Origin of the sequence: Vibrio sp. R-1 (assembly GCF_035615595.1) — a bacterium.
GTDB lineage: Bacteria > Pseudomonadota > Gammaproteobacteria > Enterobacterales > Vibrionaceae > Vibrio > Vibrio cholerae.
Map to the genome: position 1 here is coordinate 1 of NZ_WPDC01000036.1, position 17,825 is coordinate 17,825.

Below are 17,825 nucleotides of genomic sequence, written 5' to 3' on the forward strand. Positions count from 1 at the left end.
TGGATACTCGCCAAGTACACTCGATCTTGCTGTTGATGGGCGAGAGTCACGGTATCGTGAGCGCTTTTGAAAAAGCGGACTTTTTGAAGTTTATCGAGGTCTTTTCCCAGCAATGGTCACTGCTCAACGATATGGAACGTGAAGAGCAGCGCCGCTTGGAGCTGAAACAATCGCTGACGGATATTGAACGCGACTCGGCGCAGCGCTCACTGGCCAATGCGTTATCGCGTACTTTGATTGGTGAAAGCGCTGCGATGCAAAAGCTGCGTGAGCAGATTGTCTCTGCCGCTAACTCTCAGCTCTCGGTCATGGTGCAAGGTGAAACTGGCACGGGTAAAGAGTTAGTCGCCGCGGCTGTGCATGAACTTTCGTCACGTAAGTCTGCGCCGTTTGTTGCGATCAACTGTGCGGCGATCCCTGAGCATCTACTGGAAAGTGAACTATTTGGTTACTGCAAAGGGGCATTTTCTGGAGCGGACAGCGATAAACAGGGACTTATCGCACAAGCGAATGGTGGCACGCTATTTTTGGATGAGATTGGCGATATGCCGCTCACCTTACAAGCCAAATTATTGCGTGTGCTTGAATCGCGTACTTTCCGACCGCTCGGTGGTAAGCAGGAGCTCAGTTCCGATTTCCGTTTGGTATCGGCCACACACGTCAATCTGCTGGATCAAGTACGCAAAAAAGAATTTCGCCAAGATCTCTATTACCGTCTATTCCAGTATCCGATCACCTTGCCGCGTCTGGCGGCACGCTTGGAAGATATTGAGCTGCTCAGTGAGCACTTTGTGCGCGTGTTCAACTTGCAACATAACACGCGCATTCGTGGTTTGAACTATCGAGCCATCGACTGCCTTAAGCAGTACGACTTCCCGGGAAATGTGCGTGAGCTGAAACATTTGATTGAGTTTGGCTGCGCGCAAACAGCGGATGGTACGCAGGTGGAAGCCAGTTGCTTTGCCCATCGTTTACAAACCCTACCCTGTCTTGCGCCTGAAGCGACGCCGGTAGCCGTTTCTGTCGAAACTGAGAACGTGGATATTGAATCCTCGGTTGCGCTGGCTGGAGAACCGAATTTTGCGGTTATCCATGATTTGAAACAGGCGGTCAGTCAGTTTGAAGCGTTGATCATCAGTGAGCGTTTGAAGCGCTTTGCTGGCGATCGCGCGAAAGCGGCGAAAAGTCTCGGTATCCCTAAGCGTACCTTGGCCTACAAGTGCCTGAAATTGGAGATCAAAACCCCATGAGAATTACCGTTTTAGTGGTCAGTTTGATCTTGGGTTGCGCGGGCTCTGCGCATGTTTTAGCAGCATCGCAAGATGCGGGATCACAGGTTGAGCAAGCTGAGCTGTGCCGCGAAATTCCTGCGCGTTTAGAGCGTTTGGCTTGTTTTGACCGTGTCTTTGCCACGCCCCTTGAGCAAGTGGCTATCGCACCGTCCAATCCTTATCCCGCAGAGTGGCAACGCGCCATGGCGGCATTGTCTGAGTTGCAGTCCGAAGCGGGTTGGGTATTAGGCACGCAAGGTGAAGGGCAGGGCAGCAGCGCTTGGATTGCTTTGCCTGCGCAAAATCGCAGCTCAGGGGAAACATCTCCGCCAGTGCTCTTGCTCAGTTGCATTAATAACCTGAGCCGCATTGAGCTGGCTTTACCGAAAGAAGTGGCTGATGCACGGATTCAAGTCTCTATCCGACACGAGACACAGTTCTGGCGCAGTGACGATCACGGCGTACTGTTTTCCTCGGCTCGCGGCATGCCTGCGATCGAAATGATGAAATTGGCTGCCAGTGAGTCTCGCCTGTTGCTGCGCTCTAATGCGCCCTTTGCTGACGGGTTACAGTTTGATACTCGAGGTGTCAATGAAGCCCTTGATGCTTTGCGCGAACGCTGTGGTTGGTAAGGAGCCCGTATGGAAATGACTGAATACCGTCAGTGTGTGGCCAAACCGATCAGCAGTAGCAATCCTGTCGGAGAGCGGCTAGTCGATCACCCACTGTTTGATTTTATTGAAGATCAGATGATGAAAGTGGGCTCTCTCTCTCACGCTTCAGTGCAGTGGGATGAAGTGGAGCACAGCACTCTCAAACTGCTTGGTGAACAGAGTAAAGACATCAAGCTTTTGGTTTACCTGCTTCAGTGTCTGCATAACCAAGTTACCCCGACGCGCCTTATTACCTCGTTTGCGGTGATGAGTGAGTTCCTCAATCAATATTGGAACGACAGTTACCCAGCGCCGGGCGCACGTGGCAATCTGCCGCGACGTAAATTTTTCAGCCAGATGGCGCAACGTTTTACCACAGTGATCGAAAAGTTCGATTTTCATCATCTGGATGAAGCGGATCGCCAAGCGCTGCAAGCGGCGGTTGAAGAGTGGCAACAAGCCGTTGAGAAACAAGGGCTCTCTTCTGAGTTGGTGGAGTCTGTGGTGGTGCGAATTACCGCGGAGATCAAACGCGCAGAGCAGCGCCAGCAAGTGACGGCGCAAAGCAGCGCGGAGCGTGAAACACCAAGTGCTGCAACGTCTTCTCCTGCGGCGAGCATGGTGGTGGATCATTCGAGTGACAAAGCAGCGAAACAAACCCTACTCAAAGTGGCAGATTTTCTTGCCGAACAAGAGTTTGGTATCGCGCTGTCGATTCGTCTGCGCCGCTTTGCGGTGTGGGGCAGCATTACCTCATTGCCCGATCATAAACCCGATGGTGAAACACTGCTGCGTGGAATGCAGGCGGATCGCGTCAAGGATTACCAAGATCAACTCCGTCACCCCGATTTAGCCTTGTGGCGCAAAGTCGAACAGAGCTTAACCATGGCTCCTTATTGGTTTGAAGGACAGTGGATGAGTTACACCATTGCCCAGCAACTCGGCAAAAGTGATTGGTGTCAGGCGATTGCCGAAGAAACACAACAGTTTTTACGTCGTTTGCCTTCGCTGCTTGAGCTCAAATTCAAAGGCGGAGAGCCGTTTGTCAGCGATTCGGTCAAAGAGTGGCTGGCGAGCGTAGGTCAGAGCCAAGGTGCTGCGGGGCAATCGGTCGGCGGAGATTGGCAAGAGAAGCGTAAAGAGGCGTTTCAACTGGCTAAAGAAGGTGGAATCGCGGTGGCACTTTCCATGCTCAATGATGGCTTGGTCAGTGCGGTGGAGCCGCGTGACAAATTTTACTGGCGATTGCTATCGGCGGATCTGCTGCGGGCAAATCATCTCGATGCGATGGCTGGTGAACAGTATCAAACTCTACTCAATCAGGTAACGACGCTGTCTGTTCCTGAGTGGGAGCCGAGTTTAGTGGAACAAATTCAAAGATATACAACGTCAGAGTAAACAAGGACACAATTCATGTGGAAATTCATTGTTGGAATAGTAAGGCGGCTTAAACCCACGGTGGTGGCAGCACTTCCCATTTTGCTATTCACTACGTTCATTTTGCTGAACGTTGCCATTTGGTGGGCAGGCCCTTGGTTAGAAGTGGCTGGCTATAAACCGCTAGAGTCGATCATGGCTCGAGTTGTGGCAAGCAGTCTGTTTACTCTCGGCTGTTTAGCCGTGTGGGGCATTTGGCAGTGGCGTAAGCTGCAAGCTTTCAAATCGGAACAAAAGCGCGAAGAGCAACTGCGCCAAGATCCGATCAAGGTGTATGAGCAGCGCCAAGAGGTTGAACTGAATCAGGTGATGCTCAACATGAAGCAGAGCCTAAATAAACACAACTACTTGTATGCACTGCCTTGGTACTTGGTTCTGGGTTTAGAAAATGCGGGTAAAACCAGCCTGATCAACCGTTCTGGTCAGAACTTTGTCTTCTCTTCGGTCATGCGAGCTTCGGGACAAAAAAGCGAAAACCCATACTCGTTTGATTGGTGGATTGGTGATGAATCTGTCCTGATTGATCCTGATGGTGAGCTGTTAACGCAAGGCAATCGTAGTGAAGAGAATGATGGTGCGTTAGAGCGCCGCTTATGGTTGCATTTTGTCGATTGGCTCGACCGCACTCGTAGCCGCCGTCCGCTAAACGGCATCGTGTTGGCGTTGGATGTGGCGCATCTTGCTACCGCCACAGCTTCAGAGCGTAAAGCTTATGCCAATTTGCTGCGTGCTCGTCTGCGTGAGTTGATGGAAACCTTATCGACTCGTTTGCCGGTGTACATTGCACTGACTAAGCTCGACTTATTGCACGGTTTTGAGCCTTTCTTTAAGCACTACACCAAGAGTCAGCGCGAAGAGGTGTTGGGTTTTACCTTCTCAATGGACTCGGTAGATAACCTAGATTCTTGGTTGGAAGAGTTTGCCAGCGAGTACACTCAATTTGTGTCACGAGTTAATGGCATGCTACCACATGCGGTCGCAGCGCCAATGACGCTTGAAGAACGTAACGCGATTTACAGCTTCACGCGTCAAATCTCAGGTTTGAAAGAGATTTTGCAACAGTTTTTCCAAGAGGCTTTGGCGAGCGATCAATTCTCAACGTCAGCGCTGGTGCGTGGTGCTTATTTCACGTCGGTTTATCAACAAGGTGTTCCCACCAACGCTTTTGATGATGCGGCTTCCCGTCGTTATGGTCTGTCTCATGCGATTAATACGGCGCAGCGCGCAAAAAACTCCACGGTCTATTTCACGCAAAAATTGTTTACCCACATCATCTATCCTGAAGCAGGTTTAGCGTCGGATAATTTCCGGGTTGCAAAAAACAAACGCCGTTTGATGGGGCTCTCTTTTGTCGCATGCTCAGTGGCGACTTTGCTGTTGGCGGGTACTTGGTATCGTAACTACCTCAATAACGTGCAACACGCCGATACTGTATTAACCAAAGTGAATCAGTATAAAGAGCAGTTCCCGACCAGCCGTTCACTGGCCTCACAAAGAGAGGTATTGGATCCGCTGAATAAGATCCGTGAGGCGACACTGGAGTTTGGTTTCTTCCGTGATAAACCTCAATACATCTCCGATTTTGGTCTCTACCAAGGGCACACCATTGGCCCGAAAGTAGAAGAGACCTACTTAAACTTACTCGAAACCCGCTTCTTGCCTCTGTTGATGGCGGACACCATTGTCGCGCTCAATCAAGCTGAGACAGATGAAGAAAAATTAGCGGTGCTGCGTGTGTATCGCATGCTGGTCGATAAAAGTGGTCGTTACCAAGACTATGTGATGGATTATTTTGCAAAGTATTGGCAAAAATCCTTCTCAGGTCAGCGTCAAATTCAGGAAGAGCTGCTCGGTCACTTAGATTACGCGATGCGTCATACGGATCTCACTGCAGAGCGTCTCAATGGTGATAAAGGGGCGGAGCAGGTGATGCGCCCTTACGATAAAGTGATTGCTCATGCTCAGGTTGAACTGGGTTCAATGCCAAACGACCAGCGCGTCTATCGTAACTTGAAGTTGAGCGCACAAACGGTGCTTGGTCCTTCGGTTAACTTGCGTAGCTTGATTGGGCCGGTGTTCGATGTGGTGTTTGAAGAGCGCGTTCTTAACAGTAGCAGCCTGTTTATTCCTCAAATGCTCACCAAGCGTGGTTTTGATGACTACTTTATGCCGCAATCTGAATCGGTCTCTGAGTTGGCACTGATTGACAGTTGGGTTCTGGGACAGAGCAAAACGGCGCAGTTTAGTGAAGCAGACAAGCAGGCACTGCGCGAAAAAATCCGCGATCTTTATGTGGCGGATTACACCAACACATGGCGCGCGGCACTCAATGAAATTGATGTGAAGTATTTCAATGACATCAATGATGCGGTCATGGTTTTGGAAAATATCACCAGCAACCTTGAGCCGATGCAGCGTCTATTGCGCACATTAGATGACAACACCCAACTGTACAGTGCGTTACCTAAAGATGAATCGGCGTTAAAAGAGCTGCTGAAAAGCCCGAAATACAAAGTGGCTTCGATGATTGAAACTCCATTTGCCGATCTGAACGGTATGCTCAAGCCGGTGGGCAGCAAACCAGCTTACATGACGGAAGTCTTGGCTTCGGTGGATGAGCTGAAAAGCTACTTGAAATCGATTCAAGATGCTCCCGATGTTGGTATGGCGGCGCTCGATGCGACCAAAGCGCGGGTCAAACTGGTTAATGCTGACCCTATCTATACCTTAAAGCGTATCTCGTCGGGATTGCCGAAGCCGCTGGATAGCATGATGGCAAAGCTTGCAGATGAGAGCTGGTATGTGGTCAAGCAAGAAGCGATCAAGCATCTTGAAGTACGCTGGACGGAGGATGTGTATAAAACCTTCCAAAGCAAGCTGGCTGGGCGTTATCCATTCAACCCCGCATCAAATAAAGATGTGGCCTTGGCCGATTTTGAAGCCTTCTTTGCGCCGAATGGCACGTTAGACAATTTCTACAATCAGCAACTGAAGATGTTTATTGATGAGAACATCAGCGTCGAGTCGGATGACTCAGCGCAGTCGATCATTCGTAAAGAAGTGCTGGATCAGATTAAGCAAGCGCAGAAAATTCGTGAGGCTTTCTTCAACCGTAAAGGGATTTTGGATGTCAGCTTCTCGGTTGAGCCGCTCAGTTTGAGTAACAACAAGCGTCGTAGTGTGCTGAATGTGGATGGTCAGTTCTTAGCTTACAGCCATGGCCCGCGTGAAAATGTCGAGCTGATTTGGCCTAACACGCTGCGTGATTCTGCGGTGTCTAAGGTGACCTTGATTCCAACCCAAACCAATATGTCACCGCGCAGTTTGCAAATCCAAGGACCGTGGGCATTCTTCCGCTTATTGGATCAAGGTGATGTGGTTTCGGCGAGTCAAACGTCGGTTGATTTCAAATTTATCGTCGATGGCGGTGAGATGATCTACCGTATTAACGCAGAGGCCGATGCCAACCCATTTACCGAACGCCTGTTCAAGTCGTTTAAACTGTCTAAAACACTCTATTAATAGGTTGCCAGAGCGAGTTTTTCGCTCTGGCTTTTTAGGACGAAGTTGTGATGTCCAATGTGATTTTTATTGATAACGTTTGCTACCGATTAACCAATGATTCTGAGGAAATTCGCGGATTAGAGCCCTATGCGAAGGTTCGTGAGGAGATAAACCGCCGCTTCAATCCGATTGCCGGGGGCACGGATTGGGCAGTGGTAAAAGAGTACTGTGAACAACTGGCCTGTAACCAAGGGATGGATTTTCTGATCTGCGGTTACTATGCGGTAGCCTGCCTGAAAACTCAGGGGCTGGCGGGGTATGCCACTGGTATGGAGCTGATGAGTGCAAGCCTTGCCAACCAAGATGAGTGTGATGTGAAAAGCGCCAAAGTGCGCAAAGAGATCCTCGATTGGGTCAATGCACGTGTGGTGCAGGAACTGAAAGCACTTAAACCAACTTATGAGTCGCTGCGAGATCTGTATCGGGCTGAGCGCCATTGCGATCGGTTACATCAGCTGTTTGAACAGCAACAAACCGAATACAAAGTAGACTTTGAAGGGGTCGGGTTTGCTCTGTTTGAACACATAGACAGAATTGAAACCCAATACCACAGCTTATTGAAAAAGCAGGAGAAGGCTCAGCCACCTAAGCTTAAGTTTTGGCAGCGCGGTTACGCGTTGTTCACTCTAGGTGTACTTGGGGTTGCACTGGGAGTGGTGGGGGGCTATTGGGGGTGGCCTTGGTTTTATACCACGCCTTATGCCGCGCCACAGCGCATCACCACGTTGAATGAGTCCTCTCAAACTCAAGCACTGCTCAACGACTCTTCCACAAGTGAGCGTGCGCGTTGGCAACATGATCTGATCCCACTGTATCGCGATACTTTGCAGCAGAATTTAACCATCTCGTTTAGTGAACCTAAGCGACATGCCATCACTCAGCTGAATCTATTGCGCACACTTTATCCTGAAAACGAGCAAGTGAATGCACTGAGTCAAGAGTTTGCCCTTCAGCAGCAACAAGCGTTGGAGCAAACCGCGCTGTTCGTGGCTAAGTTCAGCGAAATTCGCACCAAAATGGCCAATATCGCGTTACTGGCTAAGCGGGGGAAATGGGCTGAGTTAGAAAAGCAGACCAAATCATTAGAAGAGTTCGCGGTCAGCCTATCACCGATTTATGGTCGAGTTGACTATGTGCAAGGCCTCCTTGAACAAGGCGATGTAACAAATGCCCAGAAAGAGTTTGCGATCCTCAAACAAAGGCTAGATAGCCTAAGTTGGAAAATTGCCGAGCTTGAGCAGCGTATCGGCGATGCGGCTTTGTTGCAGTGATGGCTGAAGGAAGAGGTGGGGCAAAAACTCGCTCATAGGCAGTTTTTTGCTTGATTGGGGCAAGGGATTGCTCAGTGATCAGAGTTAACCCTGGTGCGAAACAGGGAAAAGTAGACAAAAAGCTGGCATTGAGTTTGCCATTGACTGCCACACAATATTTTCAACGCACCATTTTCAACGAACCATTTTCATCGAACTTAAGATGGCCACATATCGAGTGCTATCGTCGAAAAAAAGAACAAGGAAAACAGCATGGCAAGGTTACAGTTTCAATTAAAGGTGGATGGCCTTGAGGATGAATCCCTCGTCGTACGCGGATTTGAAGGGCAAGAGTCCTTGTCTGATTCTGTATGGCGCAGTGAACCCTGCTATGGTTTTCGCTATCAGGTTGATTTAGCCAGTGCGCTAAGTAACCTCACTGCTGAGCAATTTGTCGACCAAACCGCGCATTTAACCATTCTGCGTGACGGGCAAGTGGTGCAGCAAATAAACGGTATTGTGCGTCAATTCAGCAAAGGGGATACCGGCCATCGACATACTTTCTATTCATTAACGCTAGTTCCTGCGTTGGAAAGGCTTTCTTTACGCAGTAATAGCCGTATTTTCCAGCAGCAAAGCGTGCCAGAGATTATCTCTATTTTACTGCAAGAGATGGGGATTGAAGATTACGCCTTTGCCCTTAAGCGTGAGTGTGCCCAGCGAGAGTTTTGTGTACAGTATCGTGAAACAGATTTGCAGTTTTTACACCGTATCGCCGCCGAAGAAGGCTTGGTATACAGTCACCTACATGAAGCGCAGAAACACACGCTACTGTTTACCGATAGCTCGGACAGCCAACCGAAGTTAGCCAAGCCAGTACCTTATAATGCGCTTGCGGGTGGCGAGATCAATCTCCCTTATGTGGTCGATCTGCAATTCAAGACCACCGCGCAAGTGAGCCATACCGAGCTAAAGGATTACAGCTTTAAAAAGCCAGCTTACGGATTTACTCAGCGCACGCAGGGTAAAGACATCGCTTATCAGCAGCCAAATTATGAGCATTTTGATGCTCCGGGACGCTACAAAGACGATGCAAATGGCAAAGCCTTTAGCCAAATTCGCTTAGAGTATTTACGCCGTGATGCTTTGCTTGCTGATGCGAAGAGTGACGAACCTTTGCTGCTGGCGGGAGTGCGTTTTGACTTGCAAGATCACCTTGATCACGCAATGAATCGAGATTGGCTCGTGGTACAAGCCAATCACCAAGGGACGCAGCCACAAGCGTTACAAGAAGAGGGTGGTTCAGGCGCTACCACTTACAGCAATCAGCTAAAACTTATTCCCGCTCACATCACTTGGCGAGCAAGGCCTTGTGCTAAGCCGCAAGTGGATGGTCCCATGATCGCCACCGTAGTTGGGCCACAAGGTGAAGAGATTTATTGCGATAACTTTGGTCGCGTGAAAGTGCATTTCCCGTGGGATCGCTACTCAAGTAGCAACGAAAAAAGCTCTTGCTGGGTGCGAGTGGCACAAGAATGGGCGGGTAGCCAATACGGTAGTATGGCGATTCCGCGAGTTGGCCATGAAGTGATTGTTTCGTTCCTGAATGGCGATCCGGATCAACCCATCATCACGGGGCGTACGTACCATGCGACCAATACCGCGCCTTACGCCTTGCCTGACCACAAAACCAAAACCGTGCTGCGCACTGAGACTCACCAAGGGCAAGGCTACAACGAACTGAGTTTTGAGGATCAAGCGGGCAGCGAACAGATTTTGCTGCATGCACAAAAAGATTGGGATGCGTTGATTGAGCATGATCACACCGAAGTGATCCGCCACGATCAGCATCTCACTGTGGACAATGACCGCTTTACTCGCATCCAGCGCAATCAACACGTTACCATCGAAGGCGAAAGCCGTAGCAAAATCGCACTCGATAGCAGCCATGAAGTCGGCGCGTCACTACAACACAAAGTCGGGCAACGCATTGCTGTCGAGGCGGGTAAAGAGATTTCACTCAAAAGCGGCGCAAAAATCGTGGTTGAAGCCGGAGCGGAGTTAACCCTAAAAGCAGGGGGCAGCTTTGTAAAAGTCGATGCAGGTGGCGTGCACTTAGTCGGTCCTGCCATTAACCTAAACGCGGGCGGCAGTGCAGGCAGCGGTAGCGCTTATGGCGGGCAATTAGCGGCAGCGCCAAGAATGTTAGCGCAAGCTAAACCAGTAGCAGAATTGGTTCAGCCGGATATTGCTGCCTCAATACAATCAGGCGCGGCGCGTGTTATTGATGTTGCATCACTCCCCACTATGATGCCGAGTTCAGCCAATAACACAGCAAATGATGAGCCTGTGGCCGAAGAGAAAACACCGGAGCGAATTTTAAAATCCGATCTTCTCAAACCATCCGATGAGTTAGAGAAACTCGCCAAGCGACAAGCGAGTGCTTATCGTCAAGGTAATCACAGCGATGAGGTTAAGTTATTACAAGAAGCGCTCATAAAACTGGGGTTTGATCTCGGGAAAGCAGGAGCTGATGGTGACTTTGGGAGCAAAACTAAAACCGCGATTGAGCAGTTCCAGAAAAGCTATCAACCAAGCCACCAAACCCACCCGTCTTACAGCATTGGCCCCGTTGACGGTATTGTCGGCAAAGGTACACTACTGGCACTAGACGAAGCCTTGATGGATGGGTGGGAATCAACTTGTGAATGCAAACTAATGATTAACTTTGATTTTATTAAAGAGCTTGAGGGAGTAAAAAAACATGGGTATGTTCCTGATGTTAAGGGTAGTAATAGTGGTGTAACTATTGCCTCTGGACTTGATCTAGGAGCACGATCTAAATCAGATTTAATTACTTTAGGTTTGCCAACTTCTTTAATTGATAAACTTACACCTTATCTTGGGTATAAAAAGCATGATGCCGAAGCTATTTTAGCTGAAAATCCGCTCTTAATAAGTGATCAAGAATTAGATATTCTCGTATCGAAAGTAAAAGAATCAGAAACTAATCGAATTGTTGATTTATATAATCGTATGTCTAAGGTGAAAAAGTTTGAATGTTTACCATGGCAAGCTCAAACAGTAATTGCCTCAGTAGCATATCAATATGGCTATTTACCTTCGGAAACAAAAGATTTCTGGAAGCAAGCTATTGAACAAAATTGGTCGGCAATGTATGGTAATCTAATGAATTTTGGTGATAAATATTCAACTCGTAGACAAAAAGAAGCAAAATTAATAGGGGAAATAAAGTGAAAAAAATATTGGTTTTTATTTTTTCTGGACTAGTATCTTATGCGCATGCATTTCCATTGAATGAAATATATAATTCATTGGATATTACATCTTTTAATAGTTCTCTAATGCAAAAGTTATCAGAAGAACAGCGCTATTTTCCACAGATAGATTTGCCTAAACCCGATATGTCAAATGAATCAATTCTTATTGAAAGTGATTATTGGAAATATGAGTTTAAATTTTTTAAAGAGACTGATGTTGGTATACATGTTTGTTTTATAGATAAGGCAAAATGGGGCAGTTATGATACGCAGACACCTATGATCATACGTAAGTATGGAAATGAGTACGTGGCTATTAAAGCTATTACTGATGTTTGTGAGGATTTTGCAAAATAATAAATTTCCAGAGTCATGTTTTTGTGTGTTTTATTTCCAAGGGATTTTTCTTTATGATAAGTAGAATTACTTAAGATGGTAATATAAAATGCGGCTCTGTTTGTTTTTAATTGCACTATTGATTTCTTCTAATAGCAAGGCTAATGACAAAGTAAGATGTGATACTTTAACTAATAGTCCATATGATTTTTACGGTAAAGGATCTATATTTGGAGCAAGAGTAGTTTTTCGGTATATTCAATATGATGAAAGATATTTGAAAATTTACTTTGAGTCTTCTAGCGGTGCTAGTGAGTATTATTCATCCTACGAGTTTTATTTTTTGCCATTTCAAAATGACTTTTTATTAAAGAAAGTAATCAAGACTTATAATGTTGAAGTTTCAGATGGATTTGATTTAGCAAAAAAATAGTTCTACCTGATATATATATGAGCAAGTTTAATTTTGAATCATTTTTAGAAAATTTTTAAAATTTATTGTGGAGTTTTTACACCCAGAGTAAACTCTGGGTGCTTTCTCCGATCACAGCACACAATATTTAGCGTAAGAGCCTGCTTCTTTGGCTGTCCAGTCACCTTTGGATTTCTCATCCATATCTTCGCACCAAGATTTGCTACCGACTTCGTTGTTGAAAATGCAGTGTTTGGCGAAGTCGAGCGTGTCTTGAGTATTCCACTCGCTTTTGGGTTTTTCGCGCATATCTTCACACCAAGCTTTGCTGCCCACTTCGCTACAGGCCGAAAGCGTAAGCGCACTCATGATCACCAGCAGAGTGTTTTTCATCAATTATCCTCATCAAATCTTCATTACTTGCTGCCACTATACCGAACCGAGATGCCGCTGTGTTAAATCGGCGCGAAATGATCACCGTTCGACCCTATCACTATTCATCAAAGTGAGTATTCAGTACATCATTTTGCTGATCGTTTTCACACTCTGTGGATTTGTCTCGTGCAAACTTAATTGAGTAAACTATTATGTCATCGAAACGTTTCGATGTGCATTTTTTCGCCAACTGAAAGTGATGCTGTCGTTATTCAAACGTGAATCAATAAAAGGTATCACCATGAAAAAAAGTACCCTACTAAACTCTGAACTCTCTTACTTGGTAGCAACACTCGGCCATACCGATGAAATCACGATCTGTGATGCTGGGCTGCCAATCCCTGATGAAGTGACGCGTATTGATCTCGCGCTGACTCACGGGGTGCCTTCTTTTTTGGAAACAGTACGGGTGATTTTGTCTGAATCGCAGATTGAAAGTGTCATCGTGGCACAAGAGTTTGCTCAAGTAAGCCCTGTGTTGCATGAAGCCTTATGTCGCGAGCTGAAAGCAGAAGAACAATTGTGCGGTAAGCCAATTGCCATCCAATACATCAGCCATGAAGCGTTTAAACAACGCACGTTGCAAAGCCGCGCAGTAGTGCGCACCGGTGAATGTACGCCTTATGCCAATGTGATTTTCCAAGCGGGTGTCGTGTTTTAACCACGCCCAACCATGGAGGAACCACTATGACTCAAGCAATTTTAGCCCTGAGCCAAATTGAAAAAGCGTTCCCTGGCGTAAAAGCCTTGGACAAAGCGAGCCTGAATGTCTATCCGGGGCGGGTAATGGCGTTAATGGGTGAAAACGGTGCTGGCAAATCAACCTTGATGAAAGTGCTGACCGGCATTTATAGCAAAGATGCGGGCAGCATTGAGTATCAAGGCCAAGCTGTCAGTTTTAAAGGCCCACGAGATTCGCAACTGGCGGGCATCAGCATTATTCACCAAGAGCTCAACCTGATCCCGCAGCTGACGATTGCGGAAAATATTTTCCTTGGTCGTGAGATGACTTCGCCATTCGGACGCATTCTGTGGGATGAAATGCATCGTAAAGCGAATCAATTGCTCGCGCGTTTGAATGTGAAACACAGTGCGAAAACCTTGCTCGGTGATCTGAGCTTGGGTGAGCAGCAGATGGTGGAAATTGCCAAGGCGCTGTCGTTTGAATCGAAAGTCATCATCATGGATGAACCGACTGATGCGCTGACCGATACCGAAACCGAATCGCTGTTCAATGTCATTAATGAACTGCGCGAACAAGGCTGCGGCATTGTGTATATCTCGCACCGTTTGAAAGAAATTTTTGAGATTTGTGACGACATCACCGTACTGCGTGACGGCAAATTTATTGGTGAGTGCCGCGTATGCGATACCAATGAAGATGGCCTGATTGAGATGATGGTTGGCCGTAAACTGGAAGAACAGTACCCGCGCATTGCTGCGCAGCAAGGTGACATCAGCCTTGAGGTGATTGGCCTAACTGGCTCGGGTGTGCACGATGTCAGCTTTACGCTTAAAAAAGGCGAGATTCTTGGTGTTTCCGGTTTGATGGGGGCTGGGCGCACTGAACTGATGAAGGTGATTTATGGCGCGCTGCCTTCGGAGCGTGGCGTGATTAACCTTAATGGACGCACCGTTAACCCCGTCAGCCCGCAAGATGGTTTGGCCAACGGCATCGCCTATATCTCTGAAGATCGTAAAGGCGATGGCTTGGTACTCGGTCTTTCGGTGAAAGAGAACATGTCACTTTGCGCGCTCGATCAACTGAGCAAAGGTGTGCAAATTCGTCATGCCGATGAAGTGATTGCTGTGGATGACTTTATTCGTCTGTTCAACATCAAAACCCCAAGTCGTGAGCAAATCATTGGCAACCTTTCTGGGGGCAATCAGCAGAAAGTGGCGATCGCTAAAGGGCTGATGACTAAGCCCAAAGTGCTGATTTTGGACGAACCGACTCGCGGTGTTGACGTTGGCGCGAAAAAAGAGATCTACCAATTGATCAACCAATTCAAAGCTGAAGGCATGAGCATCATTTTAGTCTCCTCAGAAATGCCCGAAGTGCTTGGCATGAGTGACCGCATTCTGGTGATGCATGAAGGGCGGATTAGCGGCGAGTTTATGGCGAGCGAAGCCGATCAAGAAAAATTAATGGCGTGTGCGGTAGGGCGTAACCCTGCTCACGCAGCATGAAACAAGGATACAGCATGAGTACCCGAACCATGACTAATACGACATCTGATAACCGTAAAAAACTGCTCAGCAAAGAGTGGTTGATTGAACAAAAATCGCTGATCGCACTGCTGTTTTTAGTGGTTGTCGTCTCTTTCTTAAACCCGAATTTTTTTACGGTTGATAACTTACTAAACATTCTGCGCCAAACTTCGGTCAACGCGATCATCGCGGTGGGTATGACCTTGGTCATCTTAACCGCAGGGATTGATTTGAGCGTCGGTTCGGTGCTCGCCTTGTGTGGTGCTTTTGCGGCCACCTTAGTGGCGATGGAAGTCCCTGTTCTGGTAGCTGTGCCTACGGCTTTGCTGGCTGGTGCTGCGCTTGGCGCAATCAGCGGCATCATCATTGCCAAAGGTAAAGTGCAGGCCTTTATCGCGACATTAGTAACCATGACTCTGCTGCGCGGTGTCACTATGGTGTACACCGATGGGCGTCCGATTTCGACCGGATTCACTGATACGGCGGACACCTTTGCATGGTTTGGTACAGGCTACGCATTGGGCATTCCGGTTCCGGTATGGCTGATGGTGGTGGTGTTTGCCGGCGCTTGGTACTTGCTCAATCACACTCGCTTTGGCCGCTATGTGTATGCAGTGGGCGGCAACGAATCAGCAACTCGCCTTTCAGGTATCAACGTAGATCGCGTCAAAATCGGCGTGTATGCCATCTGTGGTTTACTGGCCGCGCTAGCAGGCATCATCGTTACATCTCGCCTTTCTTCTGCGCAACCAACCGCGGGTATGGGCTATGAATTGGACGCGATTGCGGCTGTGGTGCTCGGGGGCACCAGTTTGATGGGCGGTAAAGGTCGCATCATGGGCACGCTGATCGGCGCTCTCATCATCGGATTTTTAAACAACGCATTGAACTTGCTCGATGTTTCCTCCTACTACCAAATGATTGCGAAAGCTGTGGTTATTTTGCTGGCGGTCTTGGTAGACAACAAAAATAAATAAAACGTGAATCCGCCTCAGCAGGGCAAGAGCTGCGAGGCGCAACCAAAAAGGACTATGAGAATGAAAAAACTGACCACTCTTATCTCTGCTGCTCTACTTTCCACATCGGTTTCTTTTGCGGCGCAAGCGCAAGATACCGTGGCGATTGTGCTTTCAACACTGAATAACCCTTTCTTCGTGACCATGAAGGATGGAGCCGAAGCTAAAGCCAAAGAACTTGGCTACAACCTGATTGTGCTGGACTCGCAAAATGACCCAAGCAAAGAGCTTTCGAACGTGGAAGACCTCACTGTGCGCGGCGTAAAAGCGATTCTGATCAACCCGACAGATTCGGATGCGGTTTCTAACGCGATTCGTATCGCGAACCGCTCCAAGATCCCAGTGCTGACGCTTGACCGTGGTGCAAGCCGTGGTGAGGTGGTGAGCCACATTGCGTCCGACAACGTAGTCGGCGGCGAAATGGCCGGCCACTTTATTGAAGCGAAAATTGGTAGCGATGCCAAAGTGATCCAACTGGAAGGCATCGCCGGAACTTCAGCGGCGCGTGAGCGTGGTGAAGGTTTCATGAATGCAGTGAAAGGCAGCAAGATGCAACTGCTGGCTAGCCAACCTGCGGATTTCGACCGCACTAAAGGTTTGAACGTGATGGAAAACCTACTGGCAGCGAACCCAGATGTTCAAGCGGTTTTCGCGCAAAACGATGAAATGGCATTGGGTGCACTGCGTGCGATTCAAGCGTCAGGCAAGTCAGTGATGATTGTCGGCTTTGATGGCACCGATGATGGCATCGCAGCGGTAGAGCGCGGCCAATTAGCCGCCACTGTCGCACAGCAGCCAGACATGATTGGCGCGATTGGTATTGAAACTGCCGACAAAATGCTCAAGGGTGAAAAAGTGGAAGCTTACATCCCTGTCGCTCTGAAAGTGATTTCAAAATAATACCCGTTTCCCTCCTCACATGAGGAGGGAAAACCGAGCGGTTTACTGGTTCTATTTTCCTCGTTTACCCAATGAAGAAAGAGGGTATCAGCCATTAAACCACTCTGTTTTTCCTCATCAATACAAAGGATAACCGTATGAATAAGTTGGTGGTTCTGGGTAGCGTCAATGCAGACCATGTGCTGCAAGTGCCTTCATTTCCTCGCCCCGGAGAAACCCTACACGGGCGCAATTATCAAGTCATTCCGGGTGGAAAAGGGGCAAACCAAGCCGTTGCCGCCGCACGTATGCAAGCGGATGTGGGTTTCATTGCCTGTGTTGGCGATGATTCGTTTGGTATTAATATTCGTGAAAGTTTTAAGCTAGATGGCATCAATACGGCGGGCGTGAAGCTGCAACCCAATTGCCCAACCGGTATTGCGATGATTCAAGTCTCCGACAGTGGTGAGAACAGTATCTGCATTTCTGCAGAAGCTAATGCCAAGTTGACTGCTGCCGCGATTGAGCCTGATCTCGCGGCGATTCGGGATGCACGTTATCTGCTGATGCAACTAGAAACGCCGCTTGATGGCATTTTAAAAGCGGCGCAAGAAGCCAAAGCGGCCAAAACCAATGTGATTCTTAACCCTGCACCAGCCCGTGAACTGCCTGATGAGTTGCTGAAGTGTGTAGATCTGATTACGCCGAACGAAACCGAAGCGGAAGTGCTCACTGGAATTACGGTCTTGGATGATGCCAGCGCGCAGCAAGCGGCGGACGCTTTACACTGTAAAGGCATCGAGATTGTGATTATTACCCTTGGTTCAAAGGGTGTGTGGCTGAGCCAAAATGGTCGCGGGCAACGAATTCCCGGTTTTGTGGTGAAAGCCACGGACACCACCGCCGCAGGTGATACCTTTAACGGTGCATTGGTGACTGGCTTGTTGCAAGAAATGCCTCTAGAATCAGCTATTAAGTTTGCCCATGCTGCTGCCGCAATTTCGGTAACACGCTTTGGTGCACAAACCTCGATTCCCACTCGTGCGGAAGTTGAGGCCTTTTTAGCAGAACACTCATAGG

The 17,825-nt window shown here is 48.1% G+C and carries 14 protein-coding genes; 13 read left to right on the forward strand and 1 reads right to left on the reverse strand.

All coding sequences use genetic code 11. The annotated features are described in order from the left end of the window. The 8 genes from vasH to GOU96_RS09720 all read left to right on the forward strand — a co-directional run. Positions 1-1,250: sigma-54 dependent T6SS transcriptional regulator VasH (gene vasH, locus GOU96_RS09685; protein WP_324701954.1), on the forward strand; the 1,250-nt coding region annotated here is incomplete at its 5' end. Further along, complete coding sequence (gene vasI, locus GOU96_RS09690; protein WP_185840701.1) at positions 1,247-1,903, forward strand: type VI secretion system-associated protein VasI; 657 nt, start codon at positions 1,247-1,249, stop codon at positions 1,901-1,903. The genes vasH and vasI, both read left to right, overlap by 4 nt. A 9-nt stretch (positions 1,904-1,912) precedes the next feature. Further along, a complete protein-coding gene (gene vasJ, locus GOU96_RS09695; RefSeq protein WP_032469836.1) occupies positions 1,913-3,322 on the forward strand; it encodes a TssA family type VI secretion system protein VasJ in 1,410 nt (469 codons plus the stop codon). 60 nt (positions 3,323-3,382) lie between these two features. Then, the gene (gene tssM / locus GOU96_RS09700; protein WP_267780841.1) at positions 3,383-6,883 is read left to right on the forward strand and encodes a type VI secretion system membrane subunit TssM; all 3,501 of its coding nucleotides are present in this window, start codon (positions 3,383-3,385) and stop codon (positions 6,881-6,883) included. Positions 6,884-6,933: 50 nt separating this feature from the next. Then, a complete protein-coding gene (locus GOU96_RS09705; RefSeq protein ID WP_175596385.1) occupies positions 6,934-8,196 on the forward strand; it encodes a type VI secretion system ImpA family N-terminal domain-containing protein in 1,263 nt (420 codons plus the stop codon). Between the two features lie 252 nt (positions 8,197-8,448). Next, positions 8,449-11,433 carry a type VI secretion system tip protein TssI/VgrG gene (gene tssI, locus GOU96_RS09710; RefSeq protein WP_324701955.1) on the forward strand — a complete coding sequence of 995 codons (2,985 nt, stop codon included), beginning with the start codon at positions 8,449-8,451 and terminating at the stop codon, positions 11,431-11,433. Then, positions 11,430-11,813 carry a hypothetical protein gene (locus tag GOU96_RS09715; protein WP_162843089.1) on the forward strand — a complete coding sequence of 128 codons (384 nt, stop codon included), beginning with the start codon at positions 11,430-11,432 and terminating at the stop codon, positions 11,811-11,813. The genes tssI and GOU96_RS09715 overlap by 4 nt, the downstream gene beginning before the upstream one ends. A gap of 100 nt (positions 11,814-11,913) precedes the next feature. Continuing rightward, positions 11,914-12,225 (forward strand): hypothetical protein, encoded by a 312-nt coding sequence (locus tag GOU96_RS09720; RefSeq protein ID WP_142727634.1) that lies wholly within the window; start codon positions 11,914-11,916, stop codon positions 12,223-12,225. A gap of 111 nt (positions 12,226-12,336) precedes the next feature. Here the strand turns inward: GOU96_RS09720 and GOU96_RS09725 are convergent, their stop codons facing one another. Further along, the gene (locus tag GOU96_RS09725; protein ID WP_000799239.1) at positions 12,337-12,597 is read right to left on the reverse strand and encodes a DUF3012 domain-containing protein; all 261 of its coding nucleotides are present in this window, start codon (positions 12,595-12,597) and stop codon (positions 12,337-12,339) included. Positions 12,598-12,880: 283 nt separating this feature from the next. Between GOU96_RS09725 and rbsD the strand changes: the two genes are divergently transcribed. The 5 genes from rbsD to rbsK all read left to right on the forward strand — a co-directional run bounded on the left by rbsD (position 12,881) and on the right by rbsK (position 17,824). Continuing rightward, positions 12,881-13,300 (forward strand): D-ribose pyranase, encoded by a 420-nt coding sequence (gene rbsD / locus GOU96_RS09730; RefSeq protein WP_000749918.1) that lies wholly within the window; start codon positions 12,881-12,883, stop codon positions 13,298-13,300. A 26-nt stretch (positions 13,301-13,326) separates the two neighbouring features. After that, positions 13,327-14,829, forward strand: coding sequence for a ribose ABC transporter ATP-binding protein RbsA (gene rbsA / locus GOU96_RS09735; protein WP_267781662.1), 1,503 nt, complete (start codon positions 13,327-13,329; stop codon positions 14,827-14,829). Positions 14,830-14,843: 14 nt separating this feature from the next. Beyond that, positions 14,844-15,827, forward strand: a complete 984-nt coding sequence (gene rbsC / locus GOU96_RS09740; RefSeq protein ID WP_000107607.1) for a ribose ABC transporter permease — start codon at positions 14,844-14,846, stop codon at positions 15,825-15,827. A 60-nt stretch (positions 15,828-15,887) separates the two neighbouring features. Continuing rightward, entirely contained in the window at positions 15,888-16,766 is an 879-nt protein-coding gene (gene rbsB / locus GOU96_RS09745; RefSeq protein WP_000737177.1) for a ribose ABC transporter substrate-binding protein RbsB, read from the forward strand. Between the two features lie 137 nt (positions 16,767-16,903). After that, positions 16,904-17,824, forward strand: a complete 921-nt coding sequence (rbsK, locus tag GOU96_RS09750; RefSeq protein ID WP_001038368.1) for a ribokinase — start codon at positions 16,904-16,906, stop codon at positions 17,822-17,824. Position 17,825 lies beyond the last annotated feature (1 nt).

Excerpts from the sequence above, each read along its gene's own strand:
- vasI (WP_185840701.1), top strand. The coding sequence starts at position 1,247 with ATGAGAATTACCGTTTTAGTGGTCAGTTTGATCTTGGGTTGCGCGGGC.
- vasJ (WP_032469836.1), top strand. The coding sequence starts at position 1,913 with ATGGAAATGACTGAATACCGTCAGTGTGTGGCCAAACCGATCAGCAGT.
- GOU96_RS09705 (WP_175596385.1), top strand. The coding sequence starts at position 6,934 with ATGTCCAATGTGATTTTTATTGATAACGTTTGCTACCGATTAACCAAT.
- tssI (WP_324701955.1), top strand. The coding sequence starts at position 8,449 with ATGGCAAGGTTACAGTTTCAATTAAAGGTGGATGGCCTTGAGGATGAA.
- GOU96_RS09725 (WP_000799239.1), bottom strand. The coding sequence starts at position 12,597 with ATGAAAAACACTCTGCTGGTGATCATGAGTGCGCTTACGCTTTCGGCC.
- rbsD (WP_000749918.1), top strand. The coding sequence starts at position 12,881 with ATGAAAAAAAGTACCCTACTAAACTCTGAACTCTCTTACTTGGTAGCA.
- rbsA (WP_267781662.1), top strand. The coding sequence starts at position 13,327 with ATGACTCAAGCAATTTTAGCCCTGAGCCAAATTGAAAAAGCGTTCCCT.
- rbsC (WP_000107607.1), top strand. The coding sequence starts at position 14,844 with ATGAGTACCCGAACCATGACTAATACGACATCTGATAACCGTAAAAAA.
- rbsB (WP_000737177.1), top strand. The coding sequence starts at position 15,888 with ATGAAAAAACTGACCACTCTTATCTCTGCTGCTCTACTTTCCACATCG.
- rbsK (WP_001038368.1), top strand. The coding sequence starts at position 16,904 with ATGAATAAGTTGGTGGTTCTGGGTAGCGTCAATGCAGACCATGTGCTG.